Source organism: Pseudomonas sp. N2-3-1-14 (assembly GCF_041228395.1).
Lineage (GTDB): Bacteria > Pseudomonadota > Gammaproteobacteria > Pseudomonadales > Pseudomonadaceae > Aquipseudomonas.
This window is the reverse complement of sequence record NZ_CP166199.1, coordinates 4,792,105-4,812,497: the sequence shown is the minus strand read 5'-3', so window position 1 is coordinate 4,812,497 and position 20,393 is coordinate 4,792,105. Positions and strand designations below refer to the sequence as shown.

Genomic DNA, 20,393 nt, shown 5'->3' with positions numbered 1-20,393 from the left:
GGAGAGCCTTATGAAATTGCTGGTCGTGGAAGATGAGGCGCTGTTGCGTCATCACCTGTTCACCCGCCTGACCGACAGCGGGCACGTGGTCGAGGCCGTGGCCAATGCCGAGGAAGCCCTGTACCAGACCGGGCAATTCAACCATGACCTGGCCATCATCGACCTGGGCCTGCCCGGCATGGGCGGCCTGGACCTGATCCGCCAACTGCGCAGCCAGGCCAAGACCTTCCCGATCCTGATCCTCACCGCCCGCGGCAACTGGCAGGACAAGGTCGAAGGCTTGGCGGCCGGCGCTGACGACTACGTGGTCAAGCCGTTCCAGTTCGAAGAGCTGGAGGCGCGGATGAACGCCTTGCTGCGCCGCTCCAGCGGTTTCACCCAGTCGACCATTGTTGCCGGGCCCTTGCTGCTGGACCTCAATCGCAAGCAAGCGTCCCTGGATGAGCAGCCGCTGGCGCTGACCGCCTATGAGTATCGGATTCTCGAATACTTGATGCGCCACCATCAGCAAGTTGTCGCCAAGGACCGCCTGATGGAGCAGCTTTATCCCGATGACGACGAGCGCGATCCGAACGTGATCGAAGTGCTCGTCGGCCGCCTGCGCCGCAAGCTGGAAGGGCCAGCCGGGTTCAAGCCGATCGACACCGTGCGGGGCCTGGGTTACCTGTTTAATGAGCGCTGCCGTTGATACGCTCGTTACGTGTGCGCTTGATGCTGGCGGCCACCACCCTGGCCGTGTTGTTCATGCTGGGCTTATTGCCCGCCATGCAAGGGGCATTCAGCCTGGCGCTGCAGGATTCCATCGAGCAGCGCCTGGCGTCGGACGTCACCACCCTGATTTCCGCTGCGCGCGTCGAAAACAATCGCCTGCTGATGCCTGCGCAGTTGCCGGACGAGCGTTTCAACCTCACCGATAGCCGTCTGCTTGGCTATATCTACGACCGTGAAGGCCATCTGGTATGGCGCTCACGCGCTACCCAGGAAGAAAACATCAACTACAAGCCGCGCTACGACGGGCGCGGTAATGAGTTCGCGCGCATACGCGAGGCCAATGGTCAGGAATTTTTCGTGTATGACGTCGAGGTCAAGCTGCTGGGCGGCAAGAGCGCGGCGTTCAGTATCGTGGCCCTGCAGCCAGTGCGCGAATACCAGCTGACCCTTGAAGGCCTGCGGGAAAACCTCTATCTGGGGTTCGGCGCGGCCTTGCTGGTGTTGCTGACGTTGCTGTGGCTGGGCCTGACGTGGGGCCTGCAAGCACTGCGGCGCCTTAGCCAGGAACTTGACCAGATCGAAGGCGGCACCCGCGAAAGCCTTTCCGAGGAGCATCCACGAGAATTGCTGCGTCTGACGGGCTCTCTCAACCGGTTGCTGCACAGCGAGCGTGAACAACGGGCGCGCTACCGCGATTCCCTCGACGACTTGGCCCATAGCCTGAAAACGCCGCTGGCCGTGTTGCAGGGTGTGAGTGAAGACATGGCCCAGCGCCCGGAAGATCGCGGCCAGGCGTGGGTATTGCAGTCGCAGATCGAACGGATGAGCCAGCAGATCGGCTACCAGTTGCAGCGTGCCAGCTTGCGCAAAAGCGGGCTGGTGCGCCACCAGGTGCGCCTTGAGCCGGTATTGCAAAGCCTGTGTGACACGCTGGACAAGGTCTATCGCGATAAACGCGTGACGGTGACTTTTGAGTTGCCGGCCGAATGCGATGTGCCGATCGAGAAGGGCGCGTTGCTCGAAATGCTCGGCAACTTGCTGGAAAACGCCTATCGCCTGTGCCTGAGCGAAGTGCGCATCAGCCTGACAGAAAGCCTTGAAGGCACCGAGCTGTGCATTGAAGATGACGGGCCTGGCGTGCCGCCTGATCAGCGTGCGCGGATTCTGCAAAGGGGTGAGCGGCTGGACCGCCAGCATCCGGGGCAGGGCATTGGTTTGGCGGTGGTCAAGGACATTATTGAAAGCTACAGCGCGCGGCTGACCTTGGGCGACTCACCATTGGGCGGCGCGGCGTTCAAGATTCACTTTCCGGCCTTGTGATCTCTGTTGACTCCACTGGCCCCTTCGCGAGCAAGCCCGCTCCCACATTCGACCGCATTCCTACAGGATAAACGCGGTTAAATGTGGGAGCGGGCTTGCTCGCGAAGGGGCCGGCAATGGCACCACACCGCTAACTCTCCTGCGCCCGATACGCCCCCGGCGTCAAGCCCGTCCACTTCTTGAACGCCCGATGAAACGCCGACGGCTCGGAGAACCCCAGTTGCTCGGCAATCTCCTGCAACGACAAATCCGCTCGTCCCAAGTGATAGATGGCAATGTCCCGTCGCAATTCATCCTTGAGCGCCTGAAAGCTGGTGCCTTCCTCACGTAAATGCCTGCGCAGGGTTTGAGGACTGATGTGCAAGTGCTGCGCGACCGCTTCCAGGTCCGGCCAGGGCGTGCGGTCGCGGCTCAACAGGCGGCGCAGCTGGCTGCTCAGGCTGTCGCCTTCATCCGGCCGCGACAGCAGGTCGGCGGGGGAGCGCTCGAGAAAATGCTTGAGGGTGCGTTCGTCCTGCAGCAGCGGCAAGCTCAGGTAGCGGCTGGGAAATACCAGGCTGCTGTGTGGCGCGCCGAATACCTGAGGGCAGGGAAAGAGCAGGTCGTATTCGCCGGCATGGGCCGGCATCGGGTAGCTGAACGTTGCCTGTTGCAGGCGGATACGCTGGCCGATCAACCAACTGCCCAGGCGATGCCAGATCACCAGCAGGCATTCACTGAGGAAGTGATCCGGGTCCCACAGCTGCGAATCGTCCAGGCTCAGCCGGGCCATATCGCCTTCTCTCGTCAGCTGCCAGCGCGGACCCTGTGGGAATAGGCTATAAAATAATAAGCCGCGTTCCAGAGCCTTCTCCAGGGTGCGGCAGTGAATCAGCGCGTGGCACATCATGGCGAAAGTGCCGCGCTTGCTCGGGCCTTCGGCAAACCCCAGGTATTCGTCGTCCAGCGCCAGCCACAACCTCTGCAAAAGCCGGGTAAATTGCTCGGGGGCGATGCGGGCGCGGGGTTCGGTCAACAGCTCGGGGGTGATGCCCACCTGCAGCAGCAGGCCCGAGCAGTCGTAGCCGACCCGGCGCGCACCGCCGAGGGCGGCCCGGGCGTAGTGGCTGGCGATGGTACGTTCACGCATGTGAGGGCCTCGTCCATGGAGTGGCGGATGTTAGCCATCACCGAGAGGGGCGACAAGGCGGATATCCGCCAAATTGTAGGACGAGACCGGGTGGCCTGGCGGAATTCCGCCACATCTTCCAGGGTGTACAGGGCCGTCGTCTTGCCCCTAGCCCTGATGTCTAAAGGCCTTCAGCGTTTTTAAGCGATGTGGCACGGCGTTTGCGATACAGAAAACAGCGCAGGTCTGTTTCAGCAGACCTCGCAAACAACAAATCCCTCCAGTGCAGGAGGGTTCGCAATTCAAGTGTCGTGGGCAATGGCGGATATTTGCCACACGGTGCGATTGAGGAACTTTGCAATGACGACTCGTCAGCCACTGTATAAATCCCTGTATTTCCAGGTGATCGTTGCAATCGTTATCGGTATTTTGCTCGGTCACTTCTACCCGCAGACCGGCGTGGCGCTCAAGCCACTGGGTGACGGCTTCATCAAGCTGATCAAAATGGTCATCGCCCCGATCATCTTCTGCACCGTTGTCAGCGGCATCGCTGGCATGCAAAGCATGAAATCGGTGGGCAAAACCGGTGGCTACGCGCTGCTGTACTTCGAAGTTGTTTCCACCATCGCCCTGTTGATCGGTCTGGTCGTGGTTAACGTCGTGCAACCGGGCGCCGGCATGCACATCGACGTGGCTACCCTGGACGCCTCCAAAGTCGCGGCCTACGTGACTGCCGGTGCAGACCAGAGCGTTGTTGGCTTCATCCTTAACGTGATCCCGAACACCATCGTCGGCGCTTTCGCCAACGGCGATATCCTGCAAGTGCTGATGTTCTCGGTGATCTTCGGTTTCGCCCTGCACCGCCTGGGTGCCTACGGCAAGCCGGTGCTGGACTTCATCGATCGCTTCGCGCACGTGATGTTCAACATCATCAACATGATCATGAAGCTCGCGCCACTGGGTGCCCTGGGCGCCATGGCGTTCACCATCGGCGCCTACGGTGTAGGCTCGCTGGTACAGCTGGGTCAGCTGATGATCTGCTTCTACATCACCTGCATCCTGTTCGTGGTCGTGGTGCTGGGCGCCATCTGCCGCGCACACGGTTTCAGCGTGTTGAAGCTGGTTCGCTATATCCGTGAAGAGCTGTTGATCGTACTGGGGACTTCCTCCTCCGAATCGGCACTGCCACGCATGCTGATCAAGATGGAGCGTCTGGGCGCGAAGAAATCCGTAGTAGGCCTGGTGATCCCGACCGGCTACTCCTTCAACCTCGACGGTACCTCGATCTACCTGACCATGGCGGCCGTGTTCATCGCTCAGGCGACCGACACCCACATGGACATCACCCACCAGATCACCTTGCTGCTGGTGCTGCTGCTGTCCTCCAAAGGCGCTGCAGGCGTGACCGGTTCGGGCTTCATCGTGCTGGCGGCCACCCTGTCGGCTGTTGGCCATCTGCCGGTTGCCGGCCTGGCGCTGATCCTGGGTATCGACCGCTTCATGTCCGAGGCCCGCGCATTGACCAACCTGGTCGGTAACGCCGTTGCCACCATCGTTGTGGCCAAGTGGGTCAAGGAGCTGGACACCGACAAGCTGCACAGTGAGCTGGCGTCCGGCGGCACTGGCATCTCCGACACCCGTCCGGAAGATGACCTGGGCGTGGCTGAAGGCCCTGCTCCTGCGGTCAAGTAACATGCCGAAGGCGTGAATCGCGCCAGACGCTCTGCAAACGCCCCGACTTGATCGGGGCTTTTGCGTTTCTGCGGGGTCACTTTTCGGTGCTTTTGATTTACAGTCAGTCACCGCTTCATCAAATCGCGATGAGGCTCGTATCTGCCTACGTCCGTTGGCCCTGACCGGACGATGCTGATGAAACTCACGCCGGGGTGTCCGCTCTAAAACCCATTAGCCAGCCGCATGTTTGCGCTGCAATCGCTTGCAGGAGTTTTGATGGACAGTGTGGATCTGAATGTCTTGCGCAGCGTGCTCGATTGGCGCCGCGCGGGGCACCGAGTGGTGCTTTACAGCGTGGTCCAGACCTGGGGCAGTGCACCGCGCCCGCCTGGGGCGATGTTGGCCTTGCGGGGCGACGGTGTCGTGATTGGGTCGGTGTCCGGTGGCTGCATCGAGGATGACTTGATCGCGCGCTTGCAGGACGGTCGCTTGCCGGACGACGGGCCGCCGGTGCAACTGGTGACCTATGGCGTTACCCGGGATGAAGCTGCGCGTTTTGGCTTGCCCTGCGGCGGTACATTACGCCTGACCGAAGAGCGCGTGGACAACTGGGCTTGGGTCGCCCAATTGCTGGCGCGGTGTGAGGCGCATGAAATCGTTGCGCGCGAGTTGGACCTGGCCACTGGCGAGGTGAACTTGAGCGGTGCGAGCAAGACCGATGTCGTGACCTTCGATGGTGAACGCCTGCGCGCGATCTATGGCCCCCGCTGGCGTTTGTTGCTGATCGGTGCGGGCCAGTTGTCACGCTACGTGGCCGAGATGGCGCGGTTGCTGGATTTCGAAGTGCTGATCTGCGACCCGCGTGAAGAGTTCGTCTATGGCTGGGAAGAGCAGCACGGCCGCTTTGTACCGGGCATGCCGGATGAAGCGGTGCTCAATATCCAGACCGATGAACGCACTGCCATCGTCTGTCTGACCCACGATCCACGCCTGGATGACATGGCGCTGCTGACGGCGCTCAATTCCACGGCGTTCTACATTGGTGCCCTTGGTTCACGGGTCAACAGCCAGAAGCGCCGAGAGAACCTGGCGGCGCTGGGCCTGTCGGCGGAGGCCATTGCCCGCTTGCATGGGCCGATCGGTTTGCACATCGGCAGTCATACACCGTCGGAAATTGCGTTGTCGTTGATGGCCGAAATCGTTGCGATCAAGAACGGCGTGGCACCACTGCAGAAAAAGCCGTTGCCGGTAGCGGCCCAATGACCGTTGCCGCGATTGTGCTGGCGGCCGGGCAGGGCAGTCGTTTTCGGGCTGAGGCGGGGGCTGATAAAGACAAGTTGCTGGCCGATTGCGTGGGCCTAGATGGTGTGACGCGGCCGGTGATCGAGCAGGTGCTTGTGAATTTGCCTGAGCGTGTTGTAAAGCGCTGGGTGGTGACTTCGCCGGACCGCCTGGAGGTGATTCGCCTGGCACAGGCTTACGGCTGTGAAGTCCTGTTGCTGCATTCTGCCGGCATGGGCGACAGCCTTGCGGCGGTGGTTGCCGCCAGTGGCGCGGCAGACGGCTGGTTGGTGGTATTGGGCGACATGCCGTTTATTCAATCATCGAGCATTGAACAGGTACTGGATGCGCTGCAGGAAGAGGGTATCAGCGTGCCGGTGCATGCGGGAGCGTGCGGCCATCCTGTGGCGTTTGGTCGTGCGTTCGGGCCAGGCCTGATGGCGTTGACCGGGGATCGTGGCGCCAAGCCTCTGTTCGCTCAGGCGAAGGTAGCGCAGGTTCACGTGAATGATCCGGGTGTGCTTTGGGATGTTGATCTGCCACAGAGGCTGAATTTCAACGCCGATTGAATGTGGGAGCGGGCCTGCTCGCTCCCGTGTTGGAACTGCGCAGGTCTCAAATCAATCGCCCATAAAAAAGCCCCGCCTGATCACTCAGGCGGGGCTTTTTAGTGGCTGATGGAATCAGACGAGAGGTTTAGGCTCGTGTTCTGCTTCCAAAGCCTTTGGGGCGTGCTCAGTAGTAGCCGGGCTGGCGCCTCGACCACTTCAGCAGCAGCCGGTGCGGCAGCGGCTGCCGCGGCGGCGGCCTCAGCTTCCTTGCGACGGCGACGCACTTCACGTGGGTCGTTCGGCGCGCGGCCATTTTCAGTCAAGGCGCTGGCAGGGGCTGCTTCAACCACCGGGGCGGCGACTTCGGCAACCACTGGCGCAGGCTCGGCAACCACCACCGGAGCGGCTTCAACCACTTCGGCAGCCGGTGCTGGTGCTTCTTCTGCCACAGGGGCAGGGGTCGGCGCTTCAACCGGAGCGGCTGGCTCGGCAGTCCACTGGAAGGCGGTCTGTTCTTCGCGAACTTCACGCACTGCCGGGGCAGCCTCTTCGACAGCCGGCGCTTCAACCACGGCTTCAACCACTGGCTGAGGCTCAACCACCGGTGCAGGCTCGACAGCGGTGACTTCCACTGCTGGTTGGGCTTCGCGAACCGATGCAACTTCCACTTCCGGCACCACTGGGGCTTCGATCGGGGTGGTTGCTTCGACGACTGGAGCTTCAACTACCGGCGTTTCAACTGCCGGGGCCTCAACCACTGGCGCTTCAACCGCTGGCGTTTCGGCGACTGGCGCTTCTACAGCAGAGGTGTCTTCGACGGCGGCAGTGGCGCGTTCAGCTTGCTCGTGAGCCTGGGCTTCAGCAGGTGCGCTGATCACCGAGGTGGCTACGGCGGCTGTCACAGCCAGGCCGGCAGCCAGTTCGGCGCCAGTCGGTTCGGCGGTAGCGGCTTCTGCGTTTTCGCCAGACTCTTCCGAGCCTTCGATGACATTGCCGTTGGCGTCACGTTGACGCTCGCGACGGTTGCTGCGACGACGCTGGCCACGGGAGCGGCGACGTGGACGATCGCCTTCGGCGTTGTCCTGGCCGTCTTCCTGCAGTTGCTCTTCGCCCGTCAGCACTTCTTCTTCGCTGGCGGCAGCGGCTTGCTCGACGCGTGGTTGACGCTCTTCACGCGGTGGGCGCGGCTGGCGCTCTTCACGTGGGGCGCGTTCTTCACGCGGCTGGCGAGCCGGGCGTTCTTCGCTGGCCGCTTCGGCAGCCACGGCTGGAGTTGCGTCCAGTGGCTCGCGCAGTTCACGCACACGTTCTTCACGCTCGCCACGTGGCTTGCGGTCTTCACGAGGGGCGCGTGGGGTACGTGGTGCGCGCTCTTCACGCGGTGCACGTTCTTCACGGGCTACGGTCGGGGTTTCTTCGCGGGCTTCGCGAGGTGCACGCTCTTCACGTGGCGCGCGTTCTTCACGCGGTGCACGTTCCTCGCGCGGCTTGCGCTCTTCATCACGGCGACCGTTGCGGTTACGGCTTTGCTGGCGACCGTTGCGACGTTCTTCGTTACGGGCCGGGCGCTCGGTGGCAGGTTTTTCAACCACTACCGGAGCAACAGGCTCTTCCTTGGTGGCGAACAGGCTGACCAGCGACTTCACCAGGCCTTTGAACAGGCTTGGCTCAGGCAGGGCGGCTGGCGCGGCAACCGGGGCGGCTACCTCGGCAGGTACCGGTGCGTTGGCACGGGCCGGCGCGGTCTTCACGGCAGCTTCCTGGCGAACCAAGGTGCGGGTTGCGGCAGCTGGCTGGACTTCTTCCACTTCAGCCGCAGCAGCAGCGATTTCGTAGCTGGACTGGCCGCTGTGCGCTTCCGGGCTGTCATCACGCAAGCGCTGCACTTCAAAGTGCGGCGTTTCGAGGTGATCGTTCGGCAGGATGACGATACGGGCACGGGTGCGCAGTTCGATCTTGGTGATCGAGTTGCGTTTTTCGTTGAGCAGGAAAGCTGCAACCGGGATCGGCACTTGCGCGCGGACTTCGGCGGTGCGGTCTTTCAGGGCTTCTTCTTCGATCAGGCGTAGGATCGCCAGGGACAGCGATTCAACGTCACGGATGATGCCGGTGCCGTTGCAACGCGGGCAGACGATGCCGCTGCTTTCGCCCAGGGATGGACGCAGGCGCTGACGGGACATTTCCAGCAGGCCGAAGCGCGAGATGCGGCCGACCTGTACGCGGGCACGGTCAGCTTCCAGGCATTCGCGGACTTTTTCTTCCACGGCGCGCTGGTTCTTGGCTGGGGTCATGTCGATGAAGTCGATCACGATCAGGCCGCCGATGTCACGCAGGCGCAGCTGGCGAGCGATTTCTTCAGCCGCTTCCAGGTTGGTCTGCAGGGCGGTTTCTTCGATGTCGCTGCCTTTGGTCGCACGCGCCGAGTTGATGTCGATGGACACCAGGGCTTCGGTCGGGTCGATCACAATGGAGCCACCGGAAGGCAGTTCGACGACGCGCTGGAAGGCGGTCTCGATCTGGCTTTCGATCTGGAAACGGTTGAACAGCGGAACGCTGTCTTCGTACAGCTTGATCTTGCTGGCGTACTGCGGCATTACCTGGCGGATGAAGGTCAGGGCTTCGTCCTGGGCTTCAACGCTGTCGATCAGCACTTCGCCGATGTCCTGGCGCAGGTAATCGCGGATGGCGCGGATTATCACGTTGCTTTCCTGGTAGATCAGGAACGGCGCGGAACGATCCAGGGACGCTTCTTTAATAGCGGTCCACAGTTGCAGCAGGTAGTCGAGGTCCCACTGCATTTCTTCGCTGCTGCGGCCAAGGCCGGCAGTGCGCACGATCAGGCCCATGTCGGCTGGTGCAATCAAGCCGTTCAGCGCTTCACGCAGTTCGTTGCGCTCTTCGCCTTCGATGCGACGGGAAATACCGCCGGCACGCGGGTTGTTCGGCATCAGCACCAGGTAACGGCCGGCCAGGCTGATGAAAGTGGTCAGGGCGGCGCCCTTGTTGCCACGTTCTTCTTTTTCGACCTGAACGATGACTTCCTGGCCTTCGCTCAGGACGTCCTTGATGTTCACGCGGCCTTCTGGGGCTTTTTTGAAGTATTCGCGGGAGATTTCTTTGAGGGGCAGGAAGCCGTGGCGCTCGGAGCCGAAATCGACAAAGGCAGCCTCAAGGCTTGGTTCGATGCGAGTAATACGGCCTTTATAGATGTTGGCCTTCTTTTGCTCGCGTGCACCGGATTCGATGTCCAGGTCGTAGAGGCGTTGGCCATCTACCAGTGCAACACGCAACTCTTCGGGTTGAGTTGCGTTAATCAGCATTCTTTTCATGTTGTACCGTCGGTTTCCGGGCTGCCGGAAACGGCGTTCGGCACACACGACTTCTCACGGTCGGTGTCAGGTGCGTCAAGAGTGGTTGGCCACTCCAGTGTCCAGCAATAACGAGCCAATTGGGCCGGTATCGCGACGGACGCGTCCTGCTTGTTAGCGGTGGTGACAAAGGCACCACTTCAACAAAAGCTAAGGTCAGGAGGAGGAATCAACCGGCGACTGTGGACGAGATGAAGCGTCTAAATATAAGCCTAGTGCTACACGGTCCGACGGTTGTGCATCTCCACCCTACACGTATCCCTGATAATTCGGGTGCTGCCGCGCGCAGAATCCGCAGCGGGTTGGCATTTACCGTGTTCTCCAATGGGGAGTCCACGCTCATGGCTAAACAAGACTAGGTGTGGGCGACTGCGCTCTCACTCAGCTCTTAACAGGCGTTGTTTCCGAAGCTTTCGCCATGGTCTGGCTCAAGACTGACTGCACTTTGTGAACTGGCCGTAAATATCGGCGCAGAACGCGAGTATTCACTCTGCTTTCTGCACTCGCTTCAGGCCTCATGTCACCTGCGCTTGTTACAATCTCGAGCCTTCCAAGGTGGCAAAAGCCCCGTAGGACGGCCTCGCGTCCTGATGAATTGCGATGGTCAGGGCCGGCAGTTTGCCGCAAGTCCTCTGTCCAGGCCGCTTTTGGCGGCGTTCGCGACTATAGCAGCAATGATTAAGTGCTTCAATTCCATAAAAAATTGTTATCATCGCCGCCATGACGACTACCGCCCCCCAGACCCCCAGCGTCCAGCTGCTCGAGGTCTCGCCGGAATATGCCGGCCAACGCATCGACAATTTTCTCCTGGCCAGGCTCAAAGGCGTGCCCAAGACCTTGATTTACCGCATCTTGCGTAAAGGCGAAGTGCGCGTGAACAAAGGCCGCATCAAGCCCGAGTACAAGCTGCAGGCGGGCGATATCGTCCGTGTGCCGCCGGTTCGCGTGCCTGAGCGTGACGAACCCGTGCCGCTGGCCCAAGGCTTGCTGCAGCGCCTTGAGGCTTCAATTGTTTTCGAAGACAGCAAGCTGATCGTGATCAACAAACCGTGCGGCATTGCGGTGCACGGCGGCAGCGGCCTGAATTTCGGCGTGATCGAAGCGTTCCGTCAGTTGCGCCCGGATGCCAAGGAGCTGGAGTTGGTCCACCGCCTGGACCGCGACACCTCCGGTCTGCTGATGATCGCCAAAAAGCGCAGCATGTTGCGCCACCTGCACACCGCCCTGCGTGGCGATGGTGTCGACAAGCGCTACATGGCGCTGGTGCGTGGCAACTGGGCCAGCTCGATCAAAAGCGTTCGTGCGCCGCTGCAAAAGAGCAACCTGCGCTCCGGCGAGCGTATGGTTGAAGTGGACGAGGAGGGCAAAGAAGCCCTGACCCTGTTCAAGGTGCTGCGCCGTTTCGGTGACTTCGCCACCATGGTCGAGGCCAAGCCAGTGACCGGGCGTACTCACCAGATTCGCGTGCATACCCTGCACGCAGGCCACTGTATCGCCGGCGACACCAAGTACGGTGACGAGGATTTCTCCAAGGAAATCCGCGACCTGGGCGGCAAGCGCCTGTTCCTTCACGCCTACATGCTGACGGTTCCGCTGCCTGATGGCGGTGAGCTCAAGCTGCAGGCGCCGGTCGACGAGATGTGGGCCAAGACCGTGGAGCGTTTGAGTGTCGCACCTTGATTACAAACTGCTGATCTTTGACTGGGACGGCACCCTGTGCGATTCCATCGGGCGGATCGTGGAATCAATGCACGCAGCTTCAACCCGTTCGGGCTTTGCGTTGTGCACCGATCTCGCGGTCAAAGGCATCATCGGCCTGGGCTTGCCTGAAGCCATCCGTACCTTGTACCCGCAGATCAGTGACGCTGAGCTGGTGACCTTTCGCGACCATTACGCCGAACACTACATCGCGCTGGAGGCCACGCCTTCGCCGCTGTTCGACGGTGTGGTGCAATCGCTGGAGGCCTTTCGTGCCCAGGGTTATCACTTGGCAGTCGCCACCGGCAAAGCCCGTCGCGGGTTGGACCGGGTCCTTAAGGCGCACAACTTCGAAGATTATTTCGACATCACCCGGGCGGCGGATGAAACCGCCAGCAAGCCTCATCCTCTGATGCTTGAGCAGATCCTTGCCCATTGTGGTGTGTCGCCGCGTCAGGCGTTGATGGTGGGCGATGCCTCCTTCGACCTGATGATGGCGCGCAATGCTGGCATGGACAGTGTGGCGGTCAGCTACGGCGCTCAGGCTGCCGAGGTCTTGCAGCAGTACGAGCCGAGGCTGACGATTGATCATTTTTCCGAACTGCAGGCCTGGCTCAGCCGGGCCCAATAAGTCTTTGCTGGGGTTAATGGCATGAGTGACGAGTGGAAGGCGCCGGAAAAGGCGGATAGCAGCGATGATAAAAGCTGGAAGCTGCTGGAGAAGACCCTCCTGGCCAGTGTTCAGGAACAGCGTCGTGCGCGGCGTTGGGGGATTTTCTTCAAGCTGCTGACCTTTATCTGGCTGCTCGCGATGCTGGTGCTGTTCAGTCCACTGATGGACATGGAAAAAAGCGCTACCCGTGGCAGTAACTACACCGCCTTGATCGAAGTGCGTGGCGTGATCGCCGACAAAGAGTCCGCCAGCGCCGACAACATTGTCAGCAGCCTGCGCGCGGCGTTTGAAGACCCGAAGGTCAAGGGCGTGATCCTGCGCATCAACAGCCCGGGTGGCAGTCCGGTGCAGTCGGGTTACGTATATGACGAGATTCGCCGTCTGCGCGGCCTGCACCCGGATATCAAGGTGTATGCGGTGATTTCCGACCTGGGCGCCTCGGGCGCCTATTACATCGCCAGTGCCGCTGACCAGATCTACGCCGACAAGGCCAGCCTGGTCGGCTCCATTGGCGTGACGGCGGCCGGTTATGGCTTCGTCGGCACCATGGAGAAGCTGGGGTTGAGCGTCGCACTTACACCTCGGGTGAGCACAAAGCATTCCTCGACCCGTTCCAGCCGCAAAAAGCCGATGAAACCCAGTTCTGGCAGGGCGTGCTCGATACCACTCACCGTCAGTTCATTGCCAGCGTGAAGCAGGGGCGTGGCGATCGTCTGAAGGATAAAGACCATCCGGAGCTGTTCTCCGGCCTGGTGTGGTCGGGTGAGCAGGCGTTGCCGCTGGGCTTGATCGATGGGCTGGGCAGTGCCAGTTCGGTGGCGCGGGATGTGATTGGCGAGAAGGAATTGGTGGATTTCACTGTTCAGGAATCGCCGTTTGATCGCTTCTCCAAGAAGCTGGGTGCCAGCGTGGCTGAGAAATTGGCTATGTACATGGGCTTCCAAGGCCCGACGCTGCGCTGATACCTCGAAAGCGCCAGGGTTCAAACTGTGGGAGCTGGCTTGCCTGCGATAGCGTCACCTCGGTTCGACTGATGTTCCGAGGTGTGTGCATCGCAGGCAAGCCAGCTCCCACATTGGTTTTGTGGTGGGCTTAGGGGGTCTGTACGCCTTCAGCCAGCAGCATGTCCACCAGGCGAATCAGTGGCAGGCCGATCAGGCTGGTCGCATCCGGCCCTTCGGTGCTCTGGAACAAGCTCACGCCCAGTCCCTCGGCCTTGAAGCTGCCGGCGCAGTCATAAGGTTGCTCGATCCGAAGGTAGCGCTCGATGCGTTCAGCGCTCAGTTCGCGCATGTGCACCGTAAACGGTACGCAGTCGACCTGGCAGTGCCCGGTCTCGCTGTTCAGCAGCGCCAGCCCGGTAAGGAAGCTGACACGCTTGCCGCTCGCTGCCAGCAGTTGCGCGCGCGCGTTCTCGAAGGTGTGGGGCTTGCCGATGATCCTGCCCTCCAGAGCAGCGACCTGATCGGAGCCAATGATCAAATGCCCCGGATGGCTGCCGGCGAGCGCGCGAGCTTTCTGTTCGGCCAGGCGCTTGACCAGCTCAATGGCGGATTCATTTTCACGGTGGCTTTCGTCGATATCCGGCGAGCTGCAGATGAACGGCAGGTGCAGGCGGCTCAGCAATTCCCGGCGATAAACCGAGCTGGATGCAAGTAATAAAGGCAGCATAAGCGTCTCCTCAGAGCAGCCGGGGATTCTAGCGGTGTGACCGGCTGACGCACAGGGCTGAATTTCCTTTGACATGGCCGGGTGCATCCCTATAATGCTGCGCCTATGTTGAATGACCCGATTCCACCTCACGTTGACCCGCGCAAATTGGCAGATCGTGGCACTTCCCTTCAAGGTGAATTGCTGCTGGCCGATTTGGAGAGACTCTGCGACCCGCTTTCCGACACTGTCGGTACGGTGCAGGCCAAATTTGTTTTTGAACGAGATGAACGTAAGTCTGTGGTAATCCACAGTTTTATCGACACCGAAGTCAAAATGGTTTGCCAGCGTTGTCTTGAGCTGGTCACCCTGCCGATTCACAGCGAATGCAGTTACGCTGTGGTGAAGGAGGGTGCGAATACCCAGTCGTTGCCGAAAGGTTATGACGTGCTGGAACTGGGCGAAGATCCTTTGGATCTGCATGCACTGATCGAGGAGGAGCTTTTGCTCGCCTTGCCCATTGTGCCTGCTCATCATCCGGAAGAATGCCAGCAGCCGGAGGGTCTCGATGACGAGGCCGAGCCGAGCGAGGACGAGGTAACGCGGTCCAACCCGTTCAGTGTATTGGCGCAGTTAAAGCGTGACCCAAACGTTTAGGAGTTAATCAATTATGGCTGTTCAGCAGAACAAAAAATCCCGCTCTGCCCGTGACATGCGTCGTTCGCACGATGCCCTGACGGCAAGCACTCTGTCTGTAGAAAAAACCACCGGTGAAATTCACCTGCGTCACCACGTATCGCCAGAAGGCGTATACCGTGGTCGTAAAGTGATCGACAAGGGCGCTGACGAGTAATCACTTGTCTGCTCAAGTCATCGCGATTGACGCAATGGGCGGGGACTTCGGTCCCCGCAGCATTGTTCAGGCCTGCATTGCCAGCCTGTCTGCTACGCCCTCGCTGCACCTGACCCTCGTCGGTCAACCCTCCCTTCTTGAAGAATTGATTGCCAGCCATCCGGCGGTGGATCGCGCGCGCCTGACGATTACGCCAGCCAGTGAAACCATCAGCATGGATGACAAGCCGGCGGCAGCCCTGCGTGGCAAGCCCGACTCTTCGATGCGGGTGGCCCTTGAGTTGTTGCGTGATGCCAAGGTGCAAGCCTGTGTCAGTGCCGGCAATACCGGAGCCTTGATGGCGTTGTCGCGGCATGTGCTCAAGACACTGCCCGGGATCGATCGCCCGGCGATGGTTGCGGCCATCCCCACACAAAAAGGCTACTGCCAACTGCTGGACCTGGGTGCGAACGTCGATTGCAGTGCCGAGCACCTGTTCCAGTTCGCGGTGATGGGCTCGGTGGCCGCTGAGGCGTTGGGCGTGACCCGGCCGCGGGTGGCGTTGCTGAATATCGGCACCGAAGACATCAAGGGCAATCAGCAGGTCAAGCTCGCCGCCGCCTTGCTGCAAAATGCGCGAGGGGTGAACTACGTCGGGTTTGTCGAAGGTGACGGGGTGTACCGTGGCGAAGCCGACGTGGTGGTATGCGATGGGTTTGTCGGCAATATCCTGCTCAAGTCCAGCGAAGGCCTGGCAACCATGATCGCTTCGCGTATCGAGGCCTTGTTCAAGCAGAACCTCGCCTCACGCATGGTTGGCGCCCTGGCGCTGCCGTTGATGCGCCGCTTGCAGGCCGACCTGGCGCCGGCGCGGCACAACGGTGCGAGCTTTCTGGGGTTGCAGGGCATTGTGGTGAAAAGCCATGGTTCGGCGGGGGTGCAAGGTTTTCAAAGTGCGATTGCGCGGGCGCTGATCGAGATCCAGGAAAACCTGCCGCACCGCTTGCACGGCCGTCTTGAGGACTTGTTGCCTTAGGCGAATCGGCCCGGGAATGCTTAAATGTGACCGGCCAGTTCAATTGACCATCCAATCTGTCAGTTTCGTGCGCTCCCACCCGTGGATTCATCTCAAAATCGGGAGCGTTCATTTTTGACGACCAGATCATTAGGGGCTTGTTACATGTCTACATCCCTCGCATTCGTCTTTCCAGGGCAGGGTTCGCAGTCCCTCGGCATGTTGGCCGAGCTGGGCGCGCAACATCCGTTGATCCTGGACACCTTCAAGGAAGCTTCCGACGCCCTGGGTTACGACCTGTGGGCGCTGACCCAGCAAGGGCCGGAAGAGCAACTCAATCAAACCGATAAAACCCAGCCGGCCATCCTCACCGCGTCGATCGCGCTGTGGCGCCTGTGGCTGGCTGAAGGTGGCGCGCGCCCGGCTTACGTGGCCGGTCACAGCCTGGGTGAATACAGCGCCCTGGTGGCGGCGGGCAGCCTGACCCTGGCTGAAGCCGTCAAGTTGGTCGAGCGTCGTGGTCAACTGATGCAAGAAGCTGTTCCGGCCGGGCAGGGCGGCATGGCCGCTATCCTGGGTCTGGACGACGCCGTGGTGATCCAAGCCTGCGCCGAAGCGGCCCAAGGCGAAGTGGTCAGCGCGGTGAACTTCAACTCGCCTGGCCAGGTGGTAATTGCCGGCGCCAAGGCTGCCGTTGAGCGTGCCATCGAAGGTTGCAAGGCTCGTGGTGCCAAGCGCGCCTTGCCATTGCCGGTCAGCGTGCCGTCCCACTGTGAGCTGATGCGCCCGGCTGCCGAGCGATTTGCCGAGTCCATCGCCGCCGTCAACTGGCAGGCGCCGCAGATTCCGCTGGTGCAGAACGTCAGCGCGGCCGTTGCCGCCGACCTCGAGACCCTCAAGCGCGACCTGCTGGAGCAACTCTACAAGCCTGTGCGCTGGGTTGAGTCGGTCCAGACCCTGGCGGCCAAGGGTGCCACCGAGCTTGTCGAGTGTGGCCCGGGCAAGGTCCTCGCTGGCCTGAACAAGCGCTGCGCCGACGGCGTCTCGACTGCCAACCTCAATACCCCGGATGCCTTCGCTGCCGCCCGCGCGGCACTGGCCTGAATCCCTGATCCCCGAACTTAGGAGAAGCCTGCATGAGTCTGCAAGGTAAAGTTGCACTGGTTACCGGCGCGAGCCGTGGCATTGGCCAGGCGATCGCCCTGGAACTGGGCCGTCAGGGCGCCGTAGTCATCGGCACCGCGACATCCGCCTCGGGTGCCGAGCGTATCGCCGCCACCTTGAAGGAAAACGGCGTTCAGGGCACTGGCCTTGAGCTGAACGTGACCAACGATGAGTCGGTTGCCGCTGTGCTGGCTCAAATCACTGCACAATTTGGCGCACCGGCTATTCTGGTGAACAACGCCGGTATCACCCGCGACAACCTGATGATGCGCATGAAAGACGACGAGTGGTACGACGTGGTCGATACCAACTTGAACAGTCTGTTTCGCCTGTCCAAGGGCGTTTTGCGTGGCATGACCAAGGCGCGTTGGGGCCGAATTATCAATATTGGCTCCGTAGTGGGTGCCATGGGCAACGCAGGCCAAGTAAACTACGCGGCGGCCAAAGCCGGTCTGGAAGGTTTCAGCCGTGCATTGGCGCGTGAAGTCGGTTCGCGGTCGATTACGGTCAACTCGGTGGCCCCAGGGTTCATCGACACCGATATGACCCGTGAACTGCCGGAAGCACAGCGTGAAGCGTTGCTGACGCAGATTCCGCTGGGCCGTCTGGGCCAGGCTCAAGAGATCGCAAATGTGGTCACTTTCCTGGCATCCGACGGTGCGGCATACGTGACTGGGGCTACAATCCCGGTGAACGGCGGGATGTACATGAGTTAAATTGTGACGGATCGCTTCAAAAAAATGTCATACGAGCTGTCTAAAATCCGTTATAAAGCTGCAACTTAATTTATAGGCTGGTGGCCGACCGGGTACAGGGTGAAGCTTTCAGTTGAAAAGCTGAAATGGCTTTCTATACACTTACCCACTGGCCAGCTGCCTGAATTTGTCCATTAGGAGTTAAACAAGGTATGAGCACCATCGAAGAACGCGTCAAGAAAATCGTCGCCGAGCAACTGGGCGTTAAAGAAGAAGAAGTGACCAACAGCGCTTCCTTCGTAGAAGACCTGGGTGCCGATTCCCTTGACACCGTTGAGCTGGTGATGGCTCTGGAAGAGGAATTCGAGACCGAAATCCCGGACGAAGAAGCTGAAAAAATCACTACTGTTCAAGCTGCTATCGACTACGTTACTGCCCACCAGGCGTAATAGTTTGTAGTCGTCGCTTGCTGTTAGGGAAAAACCGCACTGCTGTAACGGCGTGCGGTTTTTTCTTTAGCTCTGATGAAACTTCAGCGCTGATAAAATGCGTGCTGAAGCGAAGTGTCGCCATCAAGAAAAAAGGAGAGTGCTGTGTCGCGTAGACGCGTCGTAGTCACCGGTATGGGTATGTTGTCGCCACTGGGTACGGATGTGCCAAGCAGTTGGCAGGGCATTCTGGCTGGCCACAGTGGTATCGGTCTGATCGAGCACACGGACCTTTCTGCCTATTCCACCCGTTTTGGCGGCTCGGTAAAGGGCTTTAATGTCGAGGAATATCTCTCGATCAAAGAGTCCCGCAAACTCGACCTGTTCATTCAGTACGGCCTGGCAGCCGGTTTTCAGGCGGTGCGTAATGCCGGCCTGGAAGTCACCGACGCCAACCGTGACCGCATCGGCGTGGCCATGGGTTCGGGTATTGGCGGTTTGACCAATATCGAAGAAACCAGCCGCACGCTGCACGATTCCGGCCCCCGTCGAATTTCACCGTTCTTCGTGCCGGGCTCGATCATCAATATGATTTCCGGCTTCTTGTCCATCCACTTGGGTGCGCAGGGGCCTAACTACGCCATTGCTACGGCGTGCACCACGGGCACTCACTGCATCGGCATGGCGGCGCGTAACATCGCCTATGACGAGGCGGACGTGATGATCGCCGGTGGCGCTGAAATGGCCGCCTGCGGCCTGGGCATGGGCGGCTTCGGCGCGTCCCGTGCGTTGTCGACGCGCAATGACGAACCGACCCGTGCCAGCCGTCCGTGGGACAAGGGCCGTGACGGTTTTGTACTGTCTGACGGCGCCGGTGCCCTGGTGCTCGAAGAGTTGGAGCACGCCAAGGCGCGTGGCGCCACCATCTACGCCGAGCTGATCGGCTTTGGCATGAGCGGCGATGCCTATCACATGACGTCGCCACCGTCCGACGGTGCCGGCGCTGCGCGCTGCATCACCAATGCGTTGCGCGATGCGAAGGTGAATCCCGACCAGGTGCAGTACATCAACGCTCACGGCACCTCGACCCCGACCGGCGACCTGGCGGAAGCCGAGGCCATCAAGTCGGTGTTTGGCGAGCACGCCTACAAGCTGGCGGTCAGCTCCACCAAGTCCATGACCGGCCACCTGTTGGGTGCGGCAGGCGCGGTCGAGGCGATCTTCAGCGTGATGGCCATCAAGGATCAGGTCGCTCCGCCGACCATCAACCTTGATGAGCCGGACGAAGGTTGCGACCTGAACTTCGTTCCCCACGAAGCCCAGCCGATGCCAATCGACGTGGTGATCTCCAACTCCTTCGGGTTTGGTGGCACCAACGGCTCCCTGGTGTTCCGCCGGTTCGCCGAGTGATGCACAGCTGGGTCGACGGTCAGCCAGCGGACAGCGTGCCCCTGAAAGATCGCGGCCTGGCGTACGGTGATGGGCTGTTTGAAACCATCGCCGTCAAGGCCGGGCAGCCCGTGCTGCTCGACCGCCACCTGCAACGCCTTGAGGAGGGCTGCCGGCGCCTTGCGTTGATCACGGATCACGCACTGATCCGCGATGAAGTCCTGGCTTACGCCGCCGCTCTTGGCGACGCAGTGCTTAAGTTGATCCTCACCCGCGGCGACAGCCAGCGCGGTTATGGCATCAACCCCGGCGCCCCGGTGCGCCGTATCTTGCAGGGCAATCCGCCCGCGACCTATCCCCACGCTCACGCAACCGACGGCATCCGCCTGTTTGCGTGCGCTACCCGTTTGGCCGAGCAGCCGTTGCTCGCCGGTCTCAAGCACCTTAATCGTCTGGAACAAGTGATCGCCCGGGCCGAGTGGCAGGATGCCGAGCATGCCGAAGGTTTAATGCTGGATATGTCTGGTCGCGTTATCGAGGGCGTGTTCAGCAACCTGTTTCTGGTTCGCCATGGCGTGTTACTGACCGCTGATCTGAATCGTTGTGGCGTTGCCGGGGTCATGCGCGCCGAGATTCTGGCCCAGGCACATGCACTGGGTATCCCGCTGGCCGTGGCCGACATCAGCGTTGAGCAGTTACAGCAGGCCGATGAAGTCTTCGTGTGCAACAGCGTTTATGGCATTTGGCCGGTGCGCAGTTGCGCTGCGATGAGCTGGTCGGTTGGGCCGCTCACCCGTAAACTGCAGGGCATTGTTCGCGCGCTATTGGATATTTGA

Annotated in this window: 18 protein-coding genes and 1 pseudogene; 16 read left to right on the top strand and 3 right to left on the bottom strand. The window is 60.7% G+C overall.

The annotated features are described in order from the left end of the window. Positions 1-10 precede the first annotated feature (10 nt). Entirely contained in the window at positions 11-688 is a 678-nt protein-coding gene (locus tag AB5I78_RS22185; protein WP_017138377.1) for a response regulator, read from the top strand. Continuing rightward, a complete protein-coding gene (locus tag AB5I78_RS22180) occupies positions 685-2,031 on the top strand; it encodes an ATP-binding protein (RefSeq protein WP_106576142.1) in 1,347 nt (448 codons plus the stop codon). The genes AB5I78_RS22185 and AB5I78_RS22180 overlap by 4 nt, the downstream gene beginning before the upstream one ends. Before the next feature lie 130 nt (positions 2,032-2,161). Here the strand turns inward: AB5I78_RS22180 and AB5I78_RS22175 are convergent, their stop codons facing one another. Beyond that, entirely contained in the window at positions 2,162-3,160 is a 999-nt protein-coding gene (locus AB5I78_RS22175) for an AraC family transcriptional regulator (RefSeq protein WP_145159307.1), read from the bottom strand. Between the two features lie 339 nt (positions 3,161-3,499). Here AB5I78_RS22175 and AB5I78_RS22170 point away from each other — a divergent pair, with 339 nt between their 5' ends. The 3 genes from AB5I78_RS22170 (at position 3,500) to AB5I78_RS22160 (ending at position 6,663) form a co-directional block, all read left to right on the top strand. Continuing rightward, the gene (locus AB5I78_RS22170) at positions 3,500-4,831 is read left to right on the top strand and encodes a dicarboxylate/amino acid:cation symporter (protein WP_145159305.1); all 1,332 of its coding nucleotides are present in this window, start codon (positions 3,500-3,502) and stop codon (positions 4,829-4,831) included. A gap of 258 nt (positions 4,832-5,089) precedes the next feature. Beyond that, complete coding sequence (locus tag AB5I78_RS22165) at positions 5,090-6,076, top strand: XdhC family protein (protein ID WP_145159303.1); 987 nt, start codon at positions 5,090-5,092, stop codon at positions 6,074-6,076. Beyond that, positions 6,073-6,663 (top strand): NTP transferase domain-containing protein, encoded by a 591-nt coding sequence (locus AB5I78_RS22160; RefSeq protein WP_369301434.1) that lies wholly within the window; start codon positions 6,073-6,075, stop codon positions 6,661-6,663. Before AB5I78_RS22165 ends, AB5I78_RS22160 begins: the two co-directional genes overlap by 4 nt. A gap of 98 nt (positions 6,664-6,761) precedes the next feature. Here the strand turns inward: AB5I78_RS22160 and rne are convergent, their stop codons facing one another. After that, entirely contained in the window at positions 6,762-9,974 is a 3,213-nt protein-coding gene (gene rne, locus AB5I78_RS22155) for a ribonuclease E (RefSeq protein ID WP_370003680.1), read from the bottom strand. A 759-nt stretch (positions 9,975-10,733) separates the two neighbouring features. Here rne and rluC point away from each other — a divergent pair. The 3 genes and pseudogenes from rluC (at position 10,734) to AB5I78_RS22140 (ending at position 13,346) form a co-directional block, all read left to right on the top strand. Continuing rightward, entirely contained in the window at positions 10,734-11,693 is a 960-nt protein-coding gene (rluC, locus tag AB5I78_RS22150; RefSeq protein WP_058427510.1) for a 23S rRNA pseudouridine(955/2504/2580) synthase RluC, read from the top strand. Next, a complete protein-coding gene (locus AB5I78_RS22145; RefSeq protein ID WP_369301432.1) occupies positions 11,680-12,342 on the top strand; it encodes an HAD-IA family hydrolase in 663 nt (220 codons plus the stop codon). The genes rluC and AB5I78_RS22145 overlap by 14 nt, the downstream gene beginning before the upstream one ends. A 21-nt stretch (positions 12,343-12,363) precedes the next feature. Continuing rightward, positions 12,364-13,346 (top strand): annotated as a pseudogene (locus AB5I78_RS22140) (S49 family peptidase). Positions 13,347-13,476: 130 nt separating this feature from the next. Here AB5I78_RS22140 and AB5I78_RS22135 read toward each other — a convergent pair. After that, positions 13,477-14,055 carry a nucleoside triphosphate pyrophosphatase gene (locus tag AB5I78_RS22135; protein ID WP_369301430.1) on the bottom strand — a complete coding sequence of 193 codons (579 nt, stop codon included), beginning with the start codon at positions 14,053-14,055 and terminating at the stop codon, positions 13,477-13,479. A gap of 105 nt (positions 14,056-14,160) precedes the next feature. Between AB5I78_RS22135 and AB5I78_RS22130 the strand changes: the two genes are divergently transcribed. From AB5I78_RS22130 to pabC, 8 genes are all read left to right on the top strand, one after another. Continuing rightward, the gene (locus AB5I78_RS22130; protein ID WP_032886799.1) at positions 14,161-14,691 is read left to right on the top strand and encodes a YceD family protein; all 531 of its coding nucleotides are present in this window, start codon (positions 14,161-14,163) and stop codon (positions 14,689-14,691) included. A gap of 13 nt (positions 14,692-14,704) precedes the next feature. Continuing rightward, the gene (gene rpmF, locus AB5I78_RS22125; RefSeq protein WP_008152339.1) at positions 14,705-14,887 is read left to right on the top strand and encodes a 50S ribosomal protein L32; all 183 of its coding nucleotides are present in this window, start codon (positions 14,705-14,707) and stop codon (positions 14,885-14,887) included. A 4-nt stretch (positions 14,888-14,891) separates the two neighbouring features. Then, positions 14,892-15,902 (top strand): phosphate acyltransferase PlsX, encoded by a 1,011-nt coding sequence (gene plsX / locus AB5I78_RS22120; protein ID WP_369301429.1) that lies wholly within the window; start codon positions 14,892-14,894, stop codon positions 15,900-15,902. Positions 15,903-16,046: 144 nt separating this feature from the next. Then, the gene (gene fabD / locus AB5I78_RS22115) at positions 16,047-16,985 is read left to right on the top strand and encodes an ACP S-malonyltransferase (protein ID WP_369301427.1); all 939 of its coding nucleotides are present in this window, start codon (positions 16,047-16,049) and stop codon (positions 16,983-16,985) included. Positions 16,986-17,017: 32 nt separating this feature from the next. Continuing rightward, on the top strand, positions 17,018-17,761 hold the full coding sequence (gene fabG / locus AB5I78_RS22110) for a 3-oxoacyl-ACP reductase FabG (protein ID WP_106576155.1): 744 nt from the start codon (positions 17,018-17,020) through the stop codon (positions 17,759-17,761). A 191-nt stretch (positions 17,762-17,952) separates the two neighbouring features. Continuing rightward, positions 17,953-18,189 carry an acyl carrier protein gene (acpP, locus tag AB5I78_RS22105; protein WP_016973676.1) on the top strand — a complete coding sequence of 79 codons (237 nt, stop codon included), beginning with the start codon at positions 17,953-17,955 and terminating at the stop codon, positions 18,187-18,189. Between the two features lie 144 nt (positions 18,190-18,333). Beyond that, positions 18,334-19,578, top strand: coding sequence for a beta-ketoacyl-ACP synthase II (fabF, locus tag AB5I78_RS22100; RefSeq protein WP_145159285.1), 1,245 nt, complete (start codon positions 18,334-18,336; stop codon positions 19,576-19,578). Further along, entirely contained in the window at positions 19,578-20,393 is an 816-nt protein-coding gene (gene pabC, locus AB5I78_RS22095; protein ID WP_369301424.1) for an aminodeoxychorismate lyase, read from the top strand. Before fabF ends, pabC begins: the two co-directional genes overlap by 1 nt.